At 68.8% G+C, this 17285-nt stretch carries 18 protein-coding genes and 2 tRNA genes; 5 read left to right on the top strand and 15 right to left on the bottom strand.

Going from position 1 to position 17285, the window contains the following annotated elements:
- Position 1: 1 nt before the first annotated feature.
- Together CGZ93_RS11965 and CGZ93_RS11960 are read right to left on the bottom strand one after the other, a co-directional pair.
- Complete coding sequence (locus tag CGZ93_RS11965; protein ID WP_094364345.1) at positions 2 to 1456, bottom strand: PrsW family intramembrane metalloprotease; 1455 nt, start codon at positions 1454 to 1456, stop codon at positions 2 to 4.
- Between the two features lie 33 nt (positions 1457 to 1489).
- Positions 1490 to 1565 (bottom strand) — tRNA-Arg (locus CGZ93_RS11960).
- A 75-nt stretch (positions 1566 to 1640) separates the two neighbouring features.
- On the opposite strand from CGZ93_RS11960, the gene CGZ93_RS11955 reads away from it, so the two are divergent.
- The 3 genes from CGZ93_RS11955 to CGZ93_RS11945 all read left to right on the top strand — a co-directional run bounded on the left by CGZ93_RS11955 (position 1641) and on the right by CGZ93_RS11945 (position 3659).
- Entirely contained in the window at positions 1641 to 2846 is a 1206-nt protein-coding gene (locus tag CGZ93_RS11955; RefSeq protein WP_229117399.1) for an MFS transporter, read from the top strand.
- A 20-nt stretch (positions 2847 to 2866) separates the two neighbouring features.
- Complete coding sequence (gene orn, locus CGZ93_RS11950) at positions 2867 to 3511, top strand: oligoribonuclease (RefSeq protein WP_229117421.1); 645 nt, start codon at positions 2867 to 2869, stop codon at positions 3509 to 3511.
- 72 nt (positions 3512 to 3583) lie between these two features.
- A tRNA-His gene (locus tag CGZ93_RS11945) sits at positions 3584 to 3659 on the top strand.
- On the opposite strand, the gene CGZ93_RS11940 is transcribed toward CGZ93_RS11945, so the two are convergent.
- The 4 genes from CGZ93_RS11940 to CGZ93_RS11925 form a co-directional block, all read right to left on the bottom strand.
- Entirely contained in the window at positions 3652 to 5331 is a 1680-nt protein-coding gene (locus tag CGZ93_RS11940; RefSeq protein WP_094364343.1) for a recombinase family protein, read from the bottom strand. The genes CGZ93_RS11945 and CGZ93_RS11940 overlap by 8 nt on opposite strands.
- Positions 5332 to 5508: 177 nt before the next feature.
- A complete protein-coding gene (locus tag CGZ93_RS11935) occupies positions 5509 to 5715 on the bottom strand; it encodes a hypothetical protein (RefSeq protein ID WP_094364342.1) in 207 nt (68 codons plus the stop codon).
- Between the two features lie 3 nt (positions 5716 to 5718).
- Complete coding sequence (locus CGZ93_RS11930) at positions 5719 to 6282, bottom strand: hypothetical protein (protein WP_094364341.1); 564 nt, start codon at positions 6280 to 6282, stop codon at positions 5719 to 5721.
- Between the two features lie 10 nt (positions 6283 to 6292).
- Entirely contained in the window at positions 6293 to 6730 is a 438-nt protein-coding gene (locus CGZ93_RS11925; protein WP_094364340.1) for a single-stranded DNA-binding protein, read from the bottom strand.
- Positions 6731 to 6816: 86 nt separating this feature from the next.
- Between CGZ93_RS11925 and CGZ93_RS18970 the strand changes: the two genes are divergently transcribed.
- Positions 6817 to 6981, top strand: coding sequence for a hypothetical protein (locus CGZ93_RS18970; protein ID WP_176451743.1), 165 nt, complete (start codon positions 6817 to 6819; stop codon positions 6979 to 6981).
- 11 nt (positions 6982 to 6992) lie between these two features.
- Here CGZ93_RS18970 and CGZ93_RS11915 read toward each other — a convergent pair whose 3' ends face one another.
- From CGZ93_RS11915 to CGZ93_RS11895, 5 genes are all read right to left on the bottom strand, one after another.
- Positions 6993 to 7562: a DUF6431 domain-containing protein gene (locus tag CGZ93_RS11915; RefSeq protein WP_094364338.1), complete on the bottom strand. Its 570-nt coding sequence runs from the start codon at positions 7560 to 7562 to the stop codon at positions 6993 to 6995.
- A gap of 273 nt (positions 7563 to 7835) precedes the next feature.
- On the bottom strand, positions 7836 to 9611 hold the full coding sequence (locus CGZ93_RS11910; RefSeq protein ID WP_094364337.1) for a type IV secretory system conjugative DNA transfer family protein: 1776 nt from the start codon (positions 9609 to 9611) through the stop codon (positions 7836 to 7838).
- A complete protein-coding gene (locus CGZ93_RS11905; RefSeq protein WP_094364336.1) occupies positions 9608 to 10171 on the bottom strand; it encodes a hypothetical protein in 564 nt (187 codons plus the stop codon). The genes CGZ93_RS11910 and CGZ93_RS11905 overlap by 4 nt, the downstream gene beginning before the upstream one ends.
- Positions 10168 to 11652 carry an ATP-binding protein gene (locus CGZ93_RS11900; protein ID WP_094364335.1) on the bottom strand — a complete coding sequence of 495 codons (1485 nt, stop codon included), beginning with the start codon at positions 11650 to 11652 and terminating at the stop codon, positions 10168 to 10170. Before CGZ93_RS11900 ends, CGZ93_RS11905 begins: the two co-directional genes overlap by 4 nt.
- Positions 11649 to 12479, bottom strand: coding sequence for a hypothetical protein (locus tag CGZ93_RS11895; RefSeq protein WP_094364334.1), 831 nt, complete (start codon positions 12477 to 12479; stop codon positions 11649 to 11651). The genes CGZ93_RS11900 and CGZ93_RS11895 overlap by 4 nt, the downstream gene beginning before the upstream one ends.
- Positions 12480 to 12594: 115 nt before the next feature.
- Between CGZ93_RS11895 and CGZ93_RS11890 the strand changes: the two genes are divergently transcribed.
- Complete coding sequence (locus CGZ93_RS11890; RefSeq protein ID WP_094364333.1) at positions 12595 to 13656, top strand: CHAT domain-containing protein; 1062 nt, start codon at positions 12595 to 12597, stop codon at positions 13654 to 13656.
- 2 nt (positions 13657 to 13658) lie between these two features.
- Here CGZ93_RS11890 and CGZ93_RS11885 read toward each other — a convergent pair whose 3' ends face one another.
- The 4 genes from CGZ93_RS11885 to CGZ93_RS11870 all read right to left on the bottom strand — a co-directional run bounded on the left by CGZ93_RS11885 (position 13659) and on the right by CGZ93_RS11870 (position 17263).
- The gene (locus CGZ93_RS11885; RefSeq protein ID WP_456073008.1) at positions 13659 to 15086 is read right to left on the bottom strand and encodes an SCO6880 family protein; all 1428 of its coding nucleotides are present in this window, start codon (positions 15084 to 15086) and stop codon (positions 13659 to 13661) included.
- Between the two features lie 45 nt (positions 15087 to 15131).
- Positions 15132 to 16496: a conjugal transfer protein TrbL gene (locus tag CGZ93_RS11880; RefSeq protein ID WP_094364499.1), complete on the bottom strand. Its 1365-nt coding sequence runs from the start codon at positions 16494 to 16496 to the stop codon at positions 15132 to 15134.
- Positions 16497 to 16527: 31 nt separating this feature from the next.
- On the bottom strand, positions 16528 to 16848 hold the full coding sequence (locus CGZ93_RS11875; RefSeq protein ID WP_054683036.1) for a DUF6112 family protein: 321 nt from the start codon (positions 16846 to 16848) through the stop codon (positions 16528 to 16530).
- A 148-nt stretch (positions 16849 to 16996) separates the two neighbouring features.
- On the bottom strand, positions 16997 to 17263 hold the full coding sequence (locus CGZ93_RS11870; protein WP_013601305.1) for a DUF6112 family protein: 267 nt from the start codon (positions 17261 to 17263) through the stop codon (positions 16997 to 16999).
- Positions 17264 to 17285: the final 22 nt, after the last annotated feature.

Genomic DNA, 17285 nt, shown 5'->3' with positions numbered 1-17285 from the left:
CCTAGGGGGCCGGCGGCTTCCAGCGTGGATCAACCGCCGAATACTGGGTCGCTCGCGATCCTAGCGGTACACCGCCAGGGGCGGCCGGTACCGACGCCGGGTAATTGCCGCCGAGGCCGGCCGGTCCGGGATAGCTGGGCGCCGACCACAGCTGGGCCTTCCGGCGCCGGCGCTGCCACGGGTAGACGGTGCGCGGCAGCGGCGCCACGATCGCGCGCTCCCGCAACCCCCGGATCCGAAAGAGCAGTTGCTTCTCGCGGACCAGACCCGCGTCGTCGACCAGTCCCCGGGCGATGGAGTCGCGCAGGTACGCCAGCTCGGTCAGCGCCCGTTGCATCATCCACGTGCTCAGCAACCGTCCGCCCCACAGGGCCTGCCACAGCACGCGGATCCGGGTCAGCGGGCGGGGGGCGTACTCGACGTCAGTGTCGTTGAGCCAGCCCATCCGCTCGTAGTCGGCCAGCCGCGCGCCGATCAGTCGGCGCTGGGCGAGGAACTGGCGCACGGTGAAGACGATCAGCGTGATCACCATCGGGTACGCCACGAACAACAGCGGGATCAACAGGGCCTGCTCCGGCAGTCCCGCCGAGGCGACCCCGTTGAACAGCATGTGCAGCAGGGCGGCGGCCAGGAAGCCGGTCACCGGTGCCAGCACCCGGACCAGCTTGCTCCGGGTGCGCAGCGCGATCGCCAGCCCGATCCCGGTCATGGCGGTGAACAACGGGTGACCGAAGAAGGTGAGCACACCCCGCTGGAAGAAGGTGGACTGCAACAGCAGGGACTCGTCCACCCCGTACTTGTAGGCGAGCCGGACCGACCTGGTGTAGTAGATGATGTTCTCGGTGAAGGCGAAGGCCGAGGCGGAGAGCCCGGCCAGGGTGATCCCGGACAGGGTGCTCACCCAGCGATAGCGCATGGCGATGGCGAGGAAGAACAGGATCGTCGCCTTGGTCGCCTCCTCCACGAAGGGTGCCACGAACACAGCGGCCCGGGGCGCGGTGGCCGGATCCCCGTCCCCGGCGACCGAGAGGTGGGCGGCGGCCCAGGTGTTCACGTGCAGGGAGAGGTAGGTGGCGACGCAGGCGCCCCAGCCGAAGGTGACCAACCAGACCCAGAATCGCTGCGGGCGGAAACGATCCGCCCACAGGAAGAGCAGCGTCAGCGGAATCACCGTGATCAGGGCATACGGCAGCGTGAGCCAAACCGTGTCCTCGCCGATCCCGACCACCGACCCACCCGGCACCTTCTTGTCGGGGACCAGCTCGAACCACATCCGGACGATGCAGATCGCCTCGATCACCAGCGCTGCGAAGATCAGCCAGGTCATCGGTGAGGTGAGGAACCGCTTGATCCAGGGATCCTCCGGCCGACCCGGAACGGGCAACCCGTTGCGCCGCAGCCCCGAGCGGAGCCGCGGGTCGCTCAGGTCAGGCTCGTTGGCGGCGGCGAGATGCATGGCGCCCAGCGTACCGGGGTGACGGGCTGGGTCTGGCGCCCCGAGTAGGAATCGAACCTACGACCGTCAGATTAGAAGGCTGCTGCTCTATCCGCTGAGCTATCGGGGCCGGGCAGCGAACAGTCTAACGGTCGGTACGTGGTCAGCCGGTTGCCCGCGTCATCGGTGGGGATAGCGTGGGAGGGTGGCGGAGACGATCGAGTGGCGGAAGGTGGCGCTGGCGGCGTACGCCCCCACCCTGCTGGTCTCGATCGGCTGGGGAGCGATGCTCCCGCTGGTCGCACTGTCGGCCCGGGAGATGGGCGCCAGCGTCGGGATGGCCGCGCTGGTGGTCGGACTGCACGGATTCGGCCAACTCGTCGGGGACCTGCCAGCCGGCTCGATCGCGGCGCGGATCGGCGAGAAGCGGGCCCTGGTCGGCGCGGCCGTCCTCGAGGCCGCCGCCATGCTGGCCGCCTGGCGGGCCGGTCATCTGATCGTCCTCGCCGCGGCGGTGTTCGTGGCCGGGCTGGCGGGAGCGGTGTTCGGGCTGGCCCGGCAGGCGTACCTGACCGAGGTCGTGCCGTTCCGCCAGCGCGCCCGGGCGCTGTCCACCCTGGGCGGGACGCTGCGGGTCGGGATGTTCGTCGGTCCCCTGGTCGGGGCCCTGGTGGTCGGCCGGTTCGGCCTCTCTTCGGCGTACGCCGCAGCGGCGGCGATGTCCCTGGCGGCGGGGTTGCTCACCCTGGCGCTGCCCGACGTGCCCCGCCCGACCGTGCGGGGGCCGGCCCCGCCCCGGCCGCGCACGATCGAGGTGATCCGGGAGCACCGCAAGGTGCTGGCCACGCTCGGCCTGGGCGCCCTACTGATCATGCTGGGCCGGGCGGGGCGGCTCAGCCTGCTGCCGCTGTGGGCCGAGGCCGCGGGGCTGAGCGCCCAGGCGACCAGCCTGATCTTCGCGGTGGCCGCGTTCGCCGACATGGCGATGTTTTATCCCTCGGGACTGATCATGGACCGGTTCGGCCGCTTCTGGTCCACCGCCCCCACGCTGGTGCTGCTGGGCCTGGGGTTCGCGTTGCTCCCGCTCAGCCACGGCCCGTGGACGATCGGCCTGGTCGCGGTGCTGCTCGGGATCGGCAACGGCTTCTCCGCCGGGATCGTGATGACCCTCGGCTCCGACGCCTCCCCGGCGGCCGGGCGACCCCAGTTCCTGGGTGCGTGGCGGCTGCTCTCCGACGCCGGGAATGCGGTCGGCCCGTTCCTGGTCGGAGCGGTGGTGGCGGTGGCACCGCTGTGGGCGGCGGCCCTGGTCACGGCGGCCACCTGCTGGTTCGGGGCGGGGTGGTTCGTGAAGTGGCTCCCCCGCGGCCGGCAACCGCTGGAAACGGTGCGCCGGGCACCCGAGCGGTAGGGTGGGGGCCCGTGAATGAGCTGTTGGTATGGATCGACTGCGAGATGACGGGCCTGGACCTGGCCGGGGGCGACGCCCTGGTCGAGGTGGCGGCGTTGGTCACCGACCCCGAGTTGAACGTGCTCGGCGAGGGTGTCGACGTGCTGATCAAGCCCTCTGCCGAGGCGTTGGAACGGATGGGTGATTTCGTCCGGCAGATGCACACCAGTTCGGGTCTGCTGGCGGAGCTGGATGGGGGGCTCACCCTGGCCGACGCCGAGGAGCGCGTGCTGGCGTACCTGCGGGAGTTCGTGCCCGAACCGCGGAAGGCGCCGCTGGCGGGCAACACGATCGGCACCGACCGGGCCTTCCTGGCCCGGGACATGCCCACCCTGGAGCAGCACGTGCACTACCGCAACGTGGACGTCTCCAGCCTCAAGGAGTTGGCCCGCCGGTGGTTCCCCCGGGTGTACTACAACACCCCTGCCAAGTCGGGCAACCACCGCGCCCTGGCCGACATCCAGGAGTCGATCGAGGAACTGCGCTACTACCGGGAGGCCCTCTTCGTCGCCCCTCCGGGTCCGGGCACCGATCAGTTGAAGGAGATCGCCACCCGGCACCAGGGGGCGCTCACCGGGGCCACGCCAGGGCCCGACGGCTCCGACCTCACCGAGGACCCCTGCTGAGCCTGCCGCGAAACGATTTCCCACCGGCCCTGGTTACCGGTAGCATGAACACTCGCCCGAACAGGGCACATGGTGGGTATAGCTCAGCTGGCAGAGCGCCTGGTTGTGGTCCAGGAGGCCGCGGGTTCAAGTCCCGTTACTCACCCCAAACGGGTCAGGTGTGAACTTGCGACCAAGGGGCCACCCTTGGTCGCGGTTCCCGCCTGGCCCATTTTCTTCGCCTCGGCGGCCCAGCTCAGGGCGTCGGCGTGGAGGCCGGGGACACTCAGCCCGTCGTACGGGTTCCGGTAGCCGACGCGCACGTCGTTGTCCTCATCTATGTAGATCGCCTTGAACAGGGCTTGGTTGCACAGCCTGCGGTTCGCGTCGTCGGCGTGCTCGTAGAGGTCGGCGGCGTTCGACAGCAGTTTCAGCGAGTCGTCGAGGTTCGCACGCGCGTCAGCGTAGTGGCCGTGGTGAGCGGTGATCCGGTGCTCGATGGTCTCCAGCGACGCAGTGATCCGGTCCTGCTCCTTCTTGAGCAGATCGAGCGGGATGGCTCCGGCGTAGTGGGCTTGGAGCAGCTTGTGCTGCTCGCCTTCGAGTTGGGTTCTTCGTGTCGCCAGGTCAGTGAGTTCGGCGGCTCCTTCCGCCATCATCTCGTCGAACCTGGCATGGAGCATCGCCGAGACCGCCTGCGTCGTTTCGGGGTCGAGCTGGACCTTGGCGTAGAAGCGTTCGACGAGGCGTTCGACCTGCTCGATCAGCATCGCCTGCCGGGTGCAGTCGCCTCTGCCACCATGCCGGCTGGCGCACACGAAGTACGGGTAGATCGTGCCCTGACTGCTCTTGGCGTTGCACACCAGCAGCCGCGAACCGCACTGCCCGCAGAACACCGTCCCCTTCAAGTAGTGCTCGTGCACTTGCGTCGCGTCGGCGGCCGAGCGGTGCGTGCCGAGCACGGTCTGCACCTGATCCCACACCTCGTTCGGGACGATGGCCTCGTGCGCTCCGGCGTAGGTGACGCCCTGGTAGCGGACGCTGCCCTTGTAGTACGGATTCGTCAGCATCCGATGCACGGACGACTTCCCGATGGGTCGAGATGGCCGTCGCGGCGACGCCGCTGTCGTGAGCCCGCGCGCCACTAGTTCTTGGTGGAGTTGGCTGGTCGTCCAGTCACCGGAGGCGAACACCTGGAACGCCCACCGGACCAGTCGCGCCCGCTCCTCGTCGATCTCGACGGTGCGTACCTCCCGCCCGAACTCGTCGCGCACACCGACATTGAGGTAGCCGATGGGTGCCTTCGTCACCGTGCCGCCCTGCGCGGCCTTCTGCGACAGGCCCTTGACGACCTCGGTCGCGAGGTTGCGGGAGTAGAACTCCGCGATCGAGGACATGATGCCGTGCAGCAGCATCCCTGATGGGGTCTCGTCGATGTTCTCCGTGGCCGACACCAGCGTGACGCCAGCGTCCTTGAGCGCGAGATGGATGGTCACGTCGTCGGCTCGGTTGCGGGCCAGCCGGTCGACCTTGTGGACGATGCAGTAGTTCGTCTTGTGCTTCGCGACGTACTGGATCATCCGCATCAGCTCGGGCCGGTCGGCCTTGCGCGCCGACTCGCCCGCATCGACGAACTCCTCGATGATCGTCGCTCCGAGCTGGTCGGCCTTGCGCTGGTTCGCCTCACGCTGCGCCGGGATCGAGAATCCCTCCGCCTGGCCGCCCTTCTCCGCCTGCTCCTTCGTGGAGACCCGCAGGTAAGAGACGGCGAACGATCCGGGGAACGGTGTTGGTGATACGAGGCTGTCTATCGCGGTTCGGTCCGCGTCGATGATCGTCATGGCTCTTCTCCACAGTCACTGGTCCTGCCGACGCGGACGGTGTGACGGCGGATGTTGATCGTGAGAAGAGCCCGAAGGCTGTAGGACTAGGCCGAGTCGGCCACGTTTACTTTGCCTCGCCGGGGTGGCGAAGCGCTAGGACCACAACATCCGCCATCCGCGACGGATGCCTACATTTTACGACGACGTGCTCGCCGTGGCACGAGGGCGCTTCGGGCGCGTCGTGCCCTCTGAGCGGCACGAGCCCGATTGCTGGAGCGCCAGGCGGATCAGCAGCTCGCAGAGCTTGTCCAGGTCCGGCGGTTCGTGGAACTCGGCCCGGATCGTCAGCTCGCGTTCGCTCTGCTGGCGCTGCCCGGTCTTCCGTTCATAGCGGCGAGCCACGACTCACACCTCGCCGGTCTCCGGGTCGACGCCCGCGAAGAAGGCATCCTCTGCCTCCTGACGCGCGTTCACCATGTCGATGACGAACCGGACGAAATCCTCATCGCGATCCGTGATCGGTGAGTCCTCGATGGACGGGGCAGGGTCTTCGCCGGGCCAGCTCGTCTGGCGAGTCGGGCGGTCTCGGTCGAGCCGAGTGCCGCACGCCGCAACCCAATCGCGAAGTCGGGCGCGGGCGTCCGCGAAGTCGCGGTGCCAGCCGAGGGGTGCCGAGCCGTTCTGCTCCGGGTCGTACGCGCACAGCCAGTGCAGGTGCAGCGCCGACAACTCCCAGAGGAGTTCGGGGTGACGGTGCCAGAAGGGCGGGACGACGCTGGCGGGGAGTCCATAGGTGTGGCGAAGCCAGTCCACCCAGCGGTTCAGTTCGAGCAACTCGGCTTCGAGATCATTAGCGGTCAGCAAGTTCCAGTTGACCGGATGCGGAGGCTCAGGCGCGTCAAATCGTGGGGACGCGAGACCTGCCTCGGGTGGCATGTCGTCGTGCTCAGGGAAGAACTGATCGGTCATGGCTGACCGCTCACATTCCGATGGCGGTCGCGTTGGACGGCGCAGCCTGCTGCGGAGCGGCGAAAGCCGTTGCGTCCCGGCCGGAAGTGCGTTCGCTGCGGTCCACTTCATAGCGGGTGCGGGCGAGGTCGTGTCCGATGCGCGTCGCGATGAACTCCTCACCCTCGTACCGCTGGCCGTTACGCTCGTAGGAGTAGTCGCGCACCCGTCCGTCGGCGATGATGTTGTCGCCCTTGGCGAGCCGCTCGGCTCCCTGCTCTGCGGCACCGCGATACGCGATGAGGTCGTGGAAGGTCGTCTCCAGTTGCGTGAAGGTGTTGTCGGGCTCCTTGCGGTAGTGCTCGATGCCGACCTTCATGTAGAGCCGTGCGTCGCCGCGGTCGGTGTAGCTGAGCTGCGGGTCCGAGGCGACGAAGCCGGAGATGGACTGGTGCGTACGAATGGCCATGATGGCGTCCTCCTGAACTCGGGCGACCAGCCGTGTGTGGCCGCTGTGTCAGGCAGGTGCGCTCCCGCCGCCAGGTCTGCGCTCAGGTGTTACCGATCACGCTTGTTGACGATGGCGGCGTCGCGGTCGATGACGAGGTGCAGAGAGGCATTGGTCGTCGTGGTGACGGCGCGGTCGTCATCGGTGACGGGAACGACTTCTCCTCGGGCGAGGCGGTGATGGGCGATTTTGGGCAGGGCTGCGCCCGGTGATGGCCCGGGTCTTACGTGCGCAGCACCGGCAGCAGGCGCCCGCCGGCCAAGAACGCGATCAGGGTCCAGGGCGGGTCGCTCAGCCCGAGCCGGGCCCGCAGGGCCAGCGCGGCACCGGCGAGCAGGTTCAACGCGTCACCGAGCCGGGTGGGCTGGCTTGCGGGCATCAGCTGCGCGTCGATCACCGCTGCGGCCGCCATGCCCTGCTGGTGGAGCCGGTCGGCGTGCCCGGCGTCAGCGCCGCGCAGCCACGCCTTGACGGTGCTGACCGGTCGGCCGAGCGCGGCGGCGATGCGCCGCGCACCGGAGCCACGGGCCCGGGCGGCCAGCGCGATCCCGATCACCTCGCTGGTGTCCGCGCGGCGAGGCTGCAACGCGGCCGGCAGCAGCACGTGGGTGCGCCCGCAGCCGGGGCAGCGGGCCCGCCGCGGGGTCACCGTCAGGCTCGACTCGCCGGGGCCGCGCACGGTCCGGACCCGGCCGTGTCCGTACGCGCGCAGCGGGCGGTCACAGTCCGGGCAGGGCAGCCGCCGCTCGGACAGCACCTGCTCGCCGTGCTCGACAGAGCGGACCGCGATCACGAAACTGTACTCCCGTCAACGTTGTTCAGGCTTTCTACCACACCGTGCGCGCTGGGTGGGTCCGGTTCGTGTTGCGCCCAGGGAGAGCTCGTCGGCCGGGATCAGCGGGGCGGGCGTGTCCGGGTGGCGTCAGCGTGACGACCCGATCCGGGCAGAGTGCACGCTGCCGATCCGGGTACCGGGGGTTGATCGTCACGCTGACGCCGCCGACCACCGCTCCTTCATCGGAACCCGCAATGACGGACACACCGTCATACGAGGCGCCGCCTAACATCAGGGCGTCGGACGACGCAGCAGTGCTTCGAGTTCGTTGCGGTCGCTGCGTAGCTGCGCAGCGTCGGCGCGGGTCGGCCAGGCGCGGAGGTCGGTGACGATGGGCGGTGCGGAGCGCAGCATCGTGATACCGGTGCCGAATGGCAGGGTGCGGATGCGGTCTGGCGGCAGGATCGGGACGCGGCGGATGGACCGTTGGTTGGAGCGGGTGCCGTGGTCACCGAGGGTCACGCTGTCGGTGTACTCGTCACGCTCTCCGATGAGCGTGGAGAGGTCTTGAAGGTCACGGCTGTTGGATGCGCCGCCGAGGATGATCTTGACTATGCTGGCGTCCCAGATCGCTCCGGCCTGGTGTTCACTCCACCGGTCGCGGGCTTGGGCGAGGGACTGCAAGACCGGCATGGTCGTGATTCCGGTGCCGCCGCCTTCGGCCATGAGCGTCGGAAGGGAGGGCAGCGGCGCGAGGTTGCCGATCTCGTCGAGCGCGAGGAGCAGTGGCGGGTCGAGCCGGGCTCCGGGTGAGCGGGCGGCAAGTCGTCGGGCGGTTTCGATGAGGTCTTCGACGAATGCCGCGACAAGGGACGCGGAGGCTCCTGCTCCGGCCCCTGTTGCGAGCAGGTAGAGAGTGCCTTGCTCGGTGAGGAAGGTCTCGGGGTCGAAGTGTTCGTGCGGGCCTGGTGTGACGGCATCGAGCACGCGCGGGTCGGCCAGTGCGGCGAGTGCGAGGGAGACGCCTTGCCAGATGCTGTCGCGGGTCTTGGGGTCGGCGTCGATCATCGCGCCCAGTGAGTCGTCCCAGCCCATCGCGGCGTTCGGGTGGGAGTTGAGGATGGCGACGGCCTCGGACGCGGCGCTGGGGTCAAGGGTCCACCGGAACAGCTCGGCCGGCTGGCGGCCGTCGAGCGCGGCAGCGTGCAGCAGGCTCTGGAGTGCGGTGCGGGTCTTGCCCTCCCAGAACCCGCCAGACTCGACCCCGCCTGCACTGAGGCCGGTGGCGGCAGCGAGCCCGTTAGCGCGGATCATCGCAGTCAGCGGATCGTCGCACCCGCGAATGGGCGACCAGCGCAGCCCGGCGGGTATGCCCTCGGCGAGGTGTTGCGGGTCGAACACGGCGACCGGCCCACCCTTGCGGCGTCGAGCACGGAGGGTCGCGGTGAGATTGTCGGGCCTCGTGCTGGTGGTCACGACCGCGCCGGGTGCGTCGAGGATCGCGTTGATGACGACGTGCAGGCCCTTGCCGGAGCGAGGCGGGCCGATCAGCAGGATCGAGTCTTCGACCGATGCCCAGACCTTCGTCCCACGACTGGCACCCAGGAGGTAGCCGACATCCTGTGGTGCTGGCGACTCCAAGGAGGGCCGCAGCGTGGCCGCGCGGTGAAGCAGTGCCTTCGCAGATGCTGCGGTCTTGACCTCGTGACTGGTCGCGATCCCCGCCAGTCGGTGCGGGTCGGTCTCGGTCTTCCGCGTGTGGCGGCGCAACACGATCCACACCCAGACGATCCCGGCGGCGAGTCCGCCGAGCAGCGCCGCGCTGACGAGCCAGTACACGACGGGATTGAGCTTGTCGGCACCGAGCGCGGTCGCAGGGTCCCCGGGGTTGAAAAACACGGCGAGCCCCGCCGCCACGCCGGCTTCGGGCAGCGGTGTGCCGGTGAGGAACGCGGCGACGCTGCCAGCGGCGCGGAGCACGAGAGCGATCCCAAACATACCGATCAGGCCAATGAGGGCGGCGTTGGTGAGTTCGTCGCCCATGCCCCCGGCTTGCCGCTGGTTCATGTCAGTCGCCGCATCGCGAGGGTGCCCGAGATGCGCCCGAGCAAGATCACCTCGTGTGTGCCGTCGGGTAGGTCGTCGAGGTCGATGAGTGCGCGGGCCTCGCCGGTTCCGGTGGCGTCGGTGTGGGAGATGATCGTCGCGACCGCGACATCCTCGCCGGGCACGAATCCCTCCGTTATGACCTCAGCCAAGCGAGGCACCCGGCGGGCGTGACGACTCCGACGAGTTTCCGGCACGGAGGTCTCGGACGCGGAGGTCTCGGACGGTGCCGCTGTGCGTCGGGGCTTGCGGGTGCGGAGGATGTCGGTGAAGACGGTCCCGTCGTTCTCGCGGACCTCGACTCGGACCGCGATGGTGCGGTCCTTGGTGATGGCATCCATGAGCGGCCCGAAGGTCGCCCGCGCCCAGGCGCCCGCGTCCGGTGACGGGAATGGTGTTCCATCGACCGTGGCGGTGAGGGTGCCGTCGTTGGCGACGGTGACGAGGACGTGTGGCAGCTCGACGGGTCCGGTCGTGTCGTCCTCGTTCGGCAATGTTCGACGTGGGCTGGTGAGGTTCATCGGTGGCCTCCGGCTGCGCGGCTGCTGGTGTCGAACAGGGCGAGTTCGTCTGGGTGGAGTTGGTGTTGGCAGACGAAGCTCCTGGCCTTGATCCGCCACAGGCCTTGGCCGACGCCGAGGTTCGGCAAGAGCTGCTGCTCGGTGCCGGTCAGGCCGAGGGCGGTAGCGGTCGGCCCGAGCTGGTCGGACTCTTGCCGGTACACGATCCGCGTCTCGGCGTTCGCGAGCAGTGAGTTGGCCAGGGAGCGCATCGCAGAGCCCTGATCGCCCACGTTGTCGAGGTCGGTGAGCTTATGGAAGATCAGCATGTTCGCGATCCCGTAGTGCCGTGCGAGTCGCCAGTGCGCATCCATCCGCCGCAACAGCGCGGGATGGGACATGAGCCGCCAGGCTTCGTCGTAGATCACCCACCGCTGCCCGCCGTTCGGGTCGAGCAGCGCAGACTCCATCCATGCCGACGAGCACGTCATCAACACCGAGATCAGGGTCGAGTTCTCGGTGACCCGCGAGAGGTCGAGCGAGATCATCGGCAACGACGGATCGAACGCGACCGTCGAAGGCCCGTCGAACAGCCCGGCCAGGTCGCCGGCGACGAGACGGCGCAATGCGTGGCCGACGAGCCGACCGTCCTCGGCCAACCGGCCGTCCGCATCCGCGCTCGGGGCGAGGATGCGGTCAACGACCATCGGCAGGATCGGCACGTCGTTCTCCCGCACTGTCTGGGTCAGGGCGATGTCGATCGCGGTGTGCTCCAACGGCGACAAGCCCCGCGCGAGCACGGTCTCCGCAAGCGCGCCGATCAGGTCACGCCGCCGGGCCGCAACGGTCGAGGCCCACTGCTCATCCGACAGGCCACTTGGCCGGTGGCCTTCGTCGAGCGGGTTCAGGCGCGTGTTGAGGCCGTGGCCGAGGACGATGGCGCGTCCGCCGACGGCGTTGGCGACCGCGGTGTGTTCGCCCTTCGGGTCGCCGGGCACGTACACGCGCCGCCCGAACGGCAGCGACCGCGTGTAGAGGGACTTGGCCAGCGAGGACTTGCCGGAGCCGACGATTCCGGCCAGCACCACGTTGGGGGCGGTGATGATGCCGCGCGCGTAGAGCACCCACGGGTCGTAGACGAAACTCCCGCCCGAGTAGAGGTCCTGGCCGACGAACACGCCATCGGCACCGAGCCCGCCCTCAGCGACGAACGGGTACGCGCCCGCCAGCGTCGCCGACGTGTCCTGATGCCGCGTCAAATGGAACCGACCCGGAGTCCGCAGCCGCGCAGCGCCAGCCTCGCCCGACTTCGGCAAGTAGACGGTGGCGCGCCGCTCGGCACGCTCCTCCTCCGCCTTCGCCTTCGCAGCGGCGAGCGCGGTCCGACGCTGCTCGGCATGGAGGCGGGCCTCGGCCTTGCGGCGCTGCTTGCGGAGCTTCCGCCGCTCCTTCGACGGTGCCACCAGAACGGCGGTGTGCAGCCGCGCGCGATCCTCGATCACCGCACCAGCCCCCGCGCCTGCTTGACCGCCGTGATCTTCGCCGGCTCGAACCACGAGCCATCCCGCTTCACCGTCGGCACATCGGGCCGCTCGGGGGCACCCGGCGACGAGTACGACACCAGCAACTCCGGCCCACCCTGCACCGGCTCAGGCTCGATCTGTTCGGCGTCCTGGGTCTCTGCCTCCGGTACGGTGTAGCGGCGCAGCAACGAGACGTAGCCGACGTGCGGATTGACGACCAGCGCGTAGTCGCCCGAGAGCGCCACCCGGTCGTTCGTGCCCTCGCCGGGCTCGTCATAGACGTACCCGTTCTCCAGCGCGGCCCGCGTGGTCTCGTCGCCGTAGTCCCACTGCGCGAGGAAGTCCACCGCATCGACATGCCCCAGCTCACCGAGGATGCGCAACGGCCGGTCAGCCTCCTCGCCCTGAAGGAACACCACGCTGACCCACCGCGACGGCACGGTCTCCTCGACGGCCGGGTCCGGGTGCCAGGCGATCCGGCCCGCAGCGATGAACCCTTCCGCGAGCCGGTCGTACGCCCGGTCGACGAGGTTCGCGGCCTGACGAAGTTCCTCCGCAGTGGCGAGGGCGTCTCGCACTCCTGCCTCGTGGCTTCCGGCATCGTTGAAGGCGTGCGCGGCCTTGCGCTCGTGAACATCAGCGATCTGGTCGAGCGCCTGCCGCAACGAGCGCATCCCCGAAGACAGATCACCAATCACCCCGTACATCTCGGCGGGCTGATCGAACCCCCGGCTCGCGTGAGCCAAGCCCCGCAGCGCCTCGGACGCCTCAGCGGCGTCGGCAGTCGAATCGAAGAACGTGGGCATGGTGACCTCCTGGTGCCGTGTGACGGGGAGGTGCGCACCATCGGCCCGGAAATGTCGGTGGTCCGGCCTAGCGTTGTAGATGACACGAGGGCAAACGAGGCAGGAGCACGACAGAGTGAGCGCAAGTCAGTACCGAGGACAGCTTGACCGCAAGCGCAAGCAGCGGATCGACGCGGACAAGAAGGCGGGTGAGTACCGGTCGAAGGAGTCCTCGAAACGTGCCGATGCCGCCAAGGCACGGCAGGCTGCCGCAAAGACGACGAGCAGTTCCAGCCGCAGCAGCAAGTTGCGGGACGCCGAGCGCCGCGAGAAGGAAGCGGAGACTGCGGGCAAGGAGGCCAGCCGCTGGCAGACACGGGCAGCCGGCTACGCGAAGGACGAGGCCGCGCTACAGACCAAGCTCTCCCGCGCCGAACAGTCGGAGGCCGATGCCGTCGAGAGACGCCGAAAGAGCGAGCAGCAGCGTGCCGACCGGCGGGCGGCGGCTGAACGTGCCCAGCTTGAATCGCGGATCAGCGGTGCCGAGGTAGCCGTCAGTCACGCGCTGCGTCAGCTCCCAGCGCCCAAGCCGGAGAAGCTCCGAGTGCTCATGCTGGGTGCTTCGGCCGAAGGTGACCTCCGCGTTGGAAGGGAGCAGAAGCGCATCCGGGCAGCGGTCGAGTCGGCTTTGCACCGTGACCAGATCGAACTCGATGTGCGGCCAGCAGCAACCACGGCTGACCTACTGGACGGCATCACGAAGTTCCGCCCTCACGTAGTCCACTTCTCGGGCCACAGCAACGACGACCTGATCGTCTTTGAGGATGAAGCAGACGAACCCCACGAGGGAGTGATCGTGACGGCGCGAGCCTTCGCACGCGCGATCAGCGCAACCGACGATCCTCCACTCCTCGTCCTGCTGAACTCCTGCCGTTCCGCAGCCCAGATCGACGACCTGGTGGCCCAAGTCGTGCCGTTCGCGATCGGGATGGCCGACAGCATCGAAGACGCCGATGCGATCAACTACGCCGCACAGTTCTACGCGGCAGTCGCAAACGGGCAGTCCATCAACTCTTCCCACCTGTCGGGACAAGCTGCGCTCGAACTCGCGGGACTGGAAAGCGCTGACCTGCCGACCCTGGCCTGGGCGCCCGACGTCGATCCATCAACCACGATCCTCGTCAGCCCCGAAGGCTGAACTCAGACCCGACGGCAGAGCGGAAGCGCGGCGGCTGTGAACGCGGCTGCTTGCTGGCCGACGAGCAGCCGGGTCTCACACGACGCCTGAACCGCGGCCTGCTCAATCGCGGCGGCGGCGGCGTCGAGTTCCTCGACGGTGGGCGCGGAGACGGCGATGAGGCCGGTGTAGCGGAGGATGCCGTGTCCGGCGGTGAGGTCGGCTTCTTGTTGGAGCACGTCGTGGTACTCGGCGGTCTGGGAGGCGTCTTCGATCTGGCCGAGCTTCGCGCGCTGGGTCTGGTCGGAGATGTGCTCGACCTTCTTCTTGCGGATGTCGCGAGCAGCGGCATCGGAGCGCATGGGGGTGCAGATCAGTGAGAACGACCGCTGGATGCCGGTGGACAGCAGCATCGGCGACAGGAACCCCGGATAGACCAGCGACCGGGGCCACTCGCTCACCCAAAGCACCGCATGGTGAGCGGAGTCGGTGCGCAGCCTGCCCCAGGTCTCCGTGACCGCAACCGGCCCTGCGGTCGCGAGTGACTGGCCGAGCCTCCCGTGGCGTTCCAGCGTGGCAGCGATGGCGGGGTCGTAGGCGGAACGCAGCATCACCGCGATCTGCCCCGGTGTCAGCCATCCCGACGGCGAGAGGTCGGCGGAGCGGAGCGCCGCGACGAGCGTGTTCATCTCCTGCCGCAGCACGGCGGCAGCACCGCGCATCCCGCCGCCAGCGGTCCTGATCTGCCGCGCTGCCGTCTTCATGTCCAGTGACAGCGAGAGCGTGGTGGCGTGACGTTCGCCGGCGGGTCCGGCGCGGTCGATGAGTTCGGCGTAGGTGTCGGCCGCCCATGATCCATCCGGGGTGCCGTGGGTGGCCCACCATTCGGCCAGTCCGGTGCCGGAGTCGGGGAGGGTGCGTTCGAGGACTTGCAGCGTCGCGATCCGTCCGGAGCGGCAGACGGTGGCCAGGACGCGGCCCCACGAGCTGACGCGGCGTTCCTGCTCGCCGGGATCGAGGAGCACGAACGCGGGATGGGTGACCTCGCACACCACGGTCAACGTGGCTGCGTGGGGGTCGTGGATCATCCCAGCGTTGGTGTCGGGGTCGGTGTACTCGCGCAGTCGCGCCATGTCGCCGGGCAGGGCGAGGGTTCCGACGGGACGCGGGACCACGATCCTGCGCCGGTACAGCAGTTGTCCGCCGGTGGTGCGCCACAGCCACCAGTAGGCGATGGGCAGCCACTCTACGATCGGCCGGCCCGCCATGGGTATCCAGGTCAGCGCGGCGGCGAGTACCCAGATGGGGGCGGTGTAGGCGAGCAGCATCCCGCCTCCGGCGTAGAACGCGCCGATGAGCGTGGCTCCGCCGATGGCGAGCGTGATGAGCTGGGTCAGCGACAGGCCGAGGAGGACACCGCGGCGGGTGAGGCGGGAGAACTTCACCGGCACGAGTTCGCCCGCGGTGGGCCGGTCGTGGTTCGTGCTGCTCATCGTCTACTCCTTCGGTGGGCGTGGCGCGGGCGGTGGGGGCTGCTTCGGTGGCGGTGACGGGTCGGTGCTCGGCGGTCGTGGTGCCGGGCTCGACGGCGGTGCCGCAGGCGATGTTGCGGGCGGTGGCGGTGTCTGCGCGGCGGCGTCGGCGGCGTATCCGCCTTGGGCTCCCAGGGCGGTTCCGGCCTTCGGGCCGGCGGTCGCGGCACCCTTGGCGACACTCGCCCCGACCACGACCCCGGCGGCCACGGGACCGGCTGCGGCTGCACTGCCTCCGCTTGCTGCGGCCCCTCCACCACCGGCGGCCCCTCCGCCGCTCGCGGCGGGTGCCGGTGTCGGGGTCTTGGGCGGGGGCGGGGCGCTGGTTCCTCCGCCCGGGTTCCCGCCGCTGCTGGTTCCGTCGAGCACCTTCTTCGGGTCACCACCGCCTTGCGGCTTGGTCGGGACGGGGATCGGGCGGTTGAGTGCGCTCTTGGCGTCCTGCTCGGAGCCGATCGCGTGGTACATGTCGAACCCGACGAACGCGATGAACTTGTAGGTCAGGTATGGGGCGAACGCCGCCATAGCCATCAGCACGATCCCCGCGATGGGGTCACTGACCGAGGCCAGGTCGGCGTCGATCGGTGCGGAGACCTGGGTGATCGCGACGAGGAACATCACGACGAGCACGAGCTTGGAGCAGATCAGCGCGACGACGAACATCGCCCACTTCCCGATCCACCCCCGCGAGGCGTCCCAGGATGCGCCGCTGAACGCGAGCGGCGCGAACACGACCGCCACCAGCAGGAGCGCTTTCCTGACGAGGAGGGACAGCCACACGATCGCGGCGGCCGTGATCGCGAGCCCGGCCATGAAGATCGTGATGATCGCTCCGACACCGGGGGCGGCGATGTTGATGCCGACCAGCCCTGCGGCGAGGAGGGCGATCTTGTCGCCCATTGACTCCGTGGTCTCGCCGGCGGCCTGCACGATCCCGATGCACAACTGGTCAACGACTTCCAGCAGCAGCGCAGTGAGCGTGATGACCACGAACGACCCGAGAACGGACTTCGCCAGGCCAAGAGCGGCGCGGGTGAGTGCGGTGGGGTCGCGTCGGATCAGCCCGGTGATGAGTTGGAGGCAGAAGAAGATCAGCATCACGAAGACCGCGATGCCGAACAGCAGGTTGTAGACGGCGATGTAGGCGGGCCTGGTGACATCCACCAGGGTCGTGGTGTCGAAGACCGACCAGACCGCCTCGAACAGCCACCCGGCGGCGGCACCCATCGCCTGGGCGAGCCAGTCGAACGGGGCCGCGACCAGAGACGCGGCTCCTTCGCGGACGGCATCACAGACCGAGGAGATCACGGGAACGTCGCACACGCCCATCACGAACACCAGCTCTCGACGACGGTGCGGGTCAGACGGACTGGCCGACGTTCCAGAAGAAGTTGATGAGCGTCACGCTCGCGCCGCAGATCACCGCAGCGCCGCAGGAGACGAGGACGCCGATCTTCCCGCGCGAGGCGAGGTGCGGGTTGGAAGAGTTCGCGCCGAAGCCCCACACGATCGCGGACACGATCAGCGCGAGCACGGACAGGATCAGGCCGATGGTCATCACCGCGCCGACGATGGTGCGGAGCTGGTTGATCCCCGGCAGGCCGTTGGTGTTGGGGTCGATGTTGATGTCCATCGGCACCAGCAGCGGCGCGGACATGACGTTGGCGAGCAGATCGAACACGGTAGGTCTCCTTGGCGACGGGCGGCCCGCCCACGGACTCGCAGACGGGGTACACGCGACAGGTGCACCCCGTGACCCTCGAAGTGGAGACGACGATGCCCACGCCGGTGAGGTCGTGGGCATCGAGAGGCTCTGAGGTGTCTTGGCGTCAGAGTTGTTGGCCGAGGTTGAGTAGCCAGTTCATCCAGGCGACGCCGCCTCCGGCGAGGACGGCGGCACCGACGGCGACGAGGACTCCGATTCGTCCCTTGCTAGCGGTGGCATAGTTGCCGTGGGCCGTTGCGATGGCCCAGACGATCGCCGAGACGATCAGCATGAGGACGGCGACGATCAGGACGAACGTCAGGAGCGCGCCGACCACGGCGCGGAGGTCTCCGATACCGCCGAGCCCGTCGAAGTCGGGGAAGACACCCATCGCCGATCACCCTACCGGCAGG

The sequence above is a fragment of the Enemella dayhoffiae genome, assembly GCF_002250625.1.
GTDB lineage: Bacteria > Actinomycetota > Actinomycetes > Propionibacteriales > Propionibacteriaceae > Enemella > Enemella dayhoffiae.
Note: the sequence above shows the minus strand (reverse complement) of the source record. Positions and strands in the feature narration are given on the sequence as shown.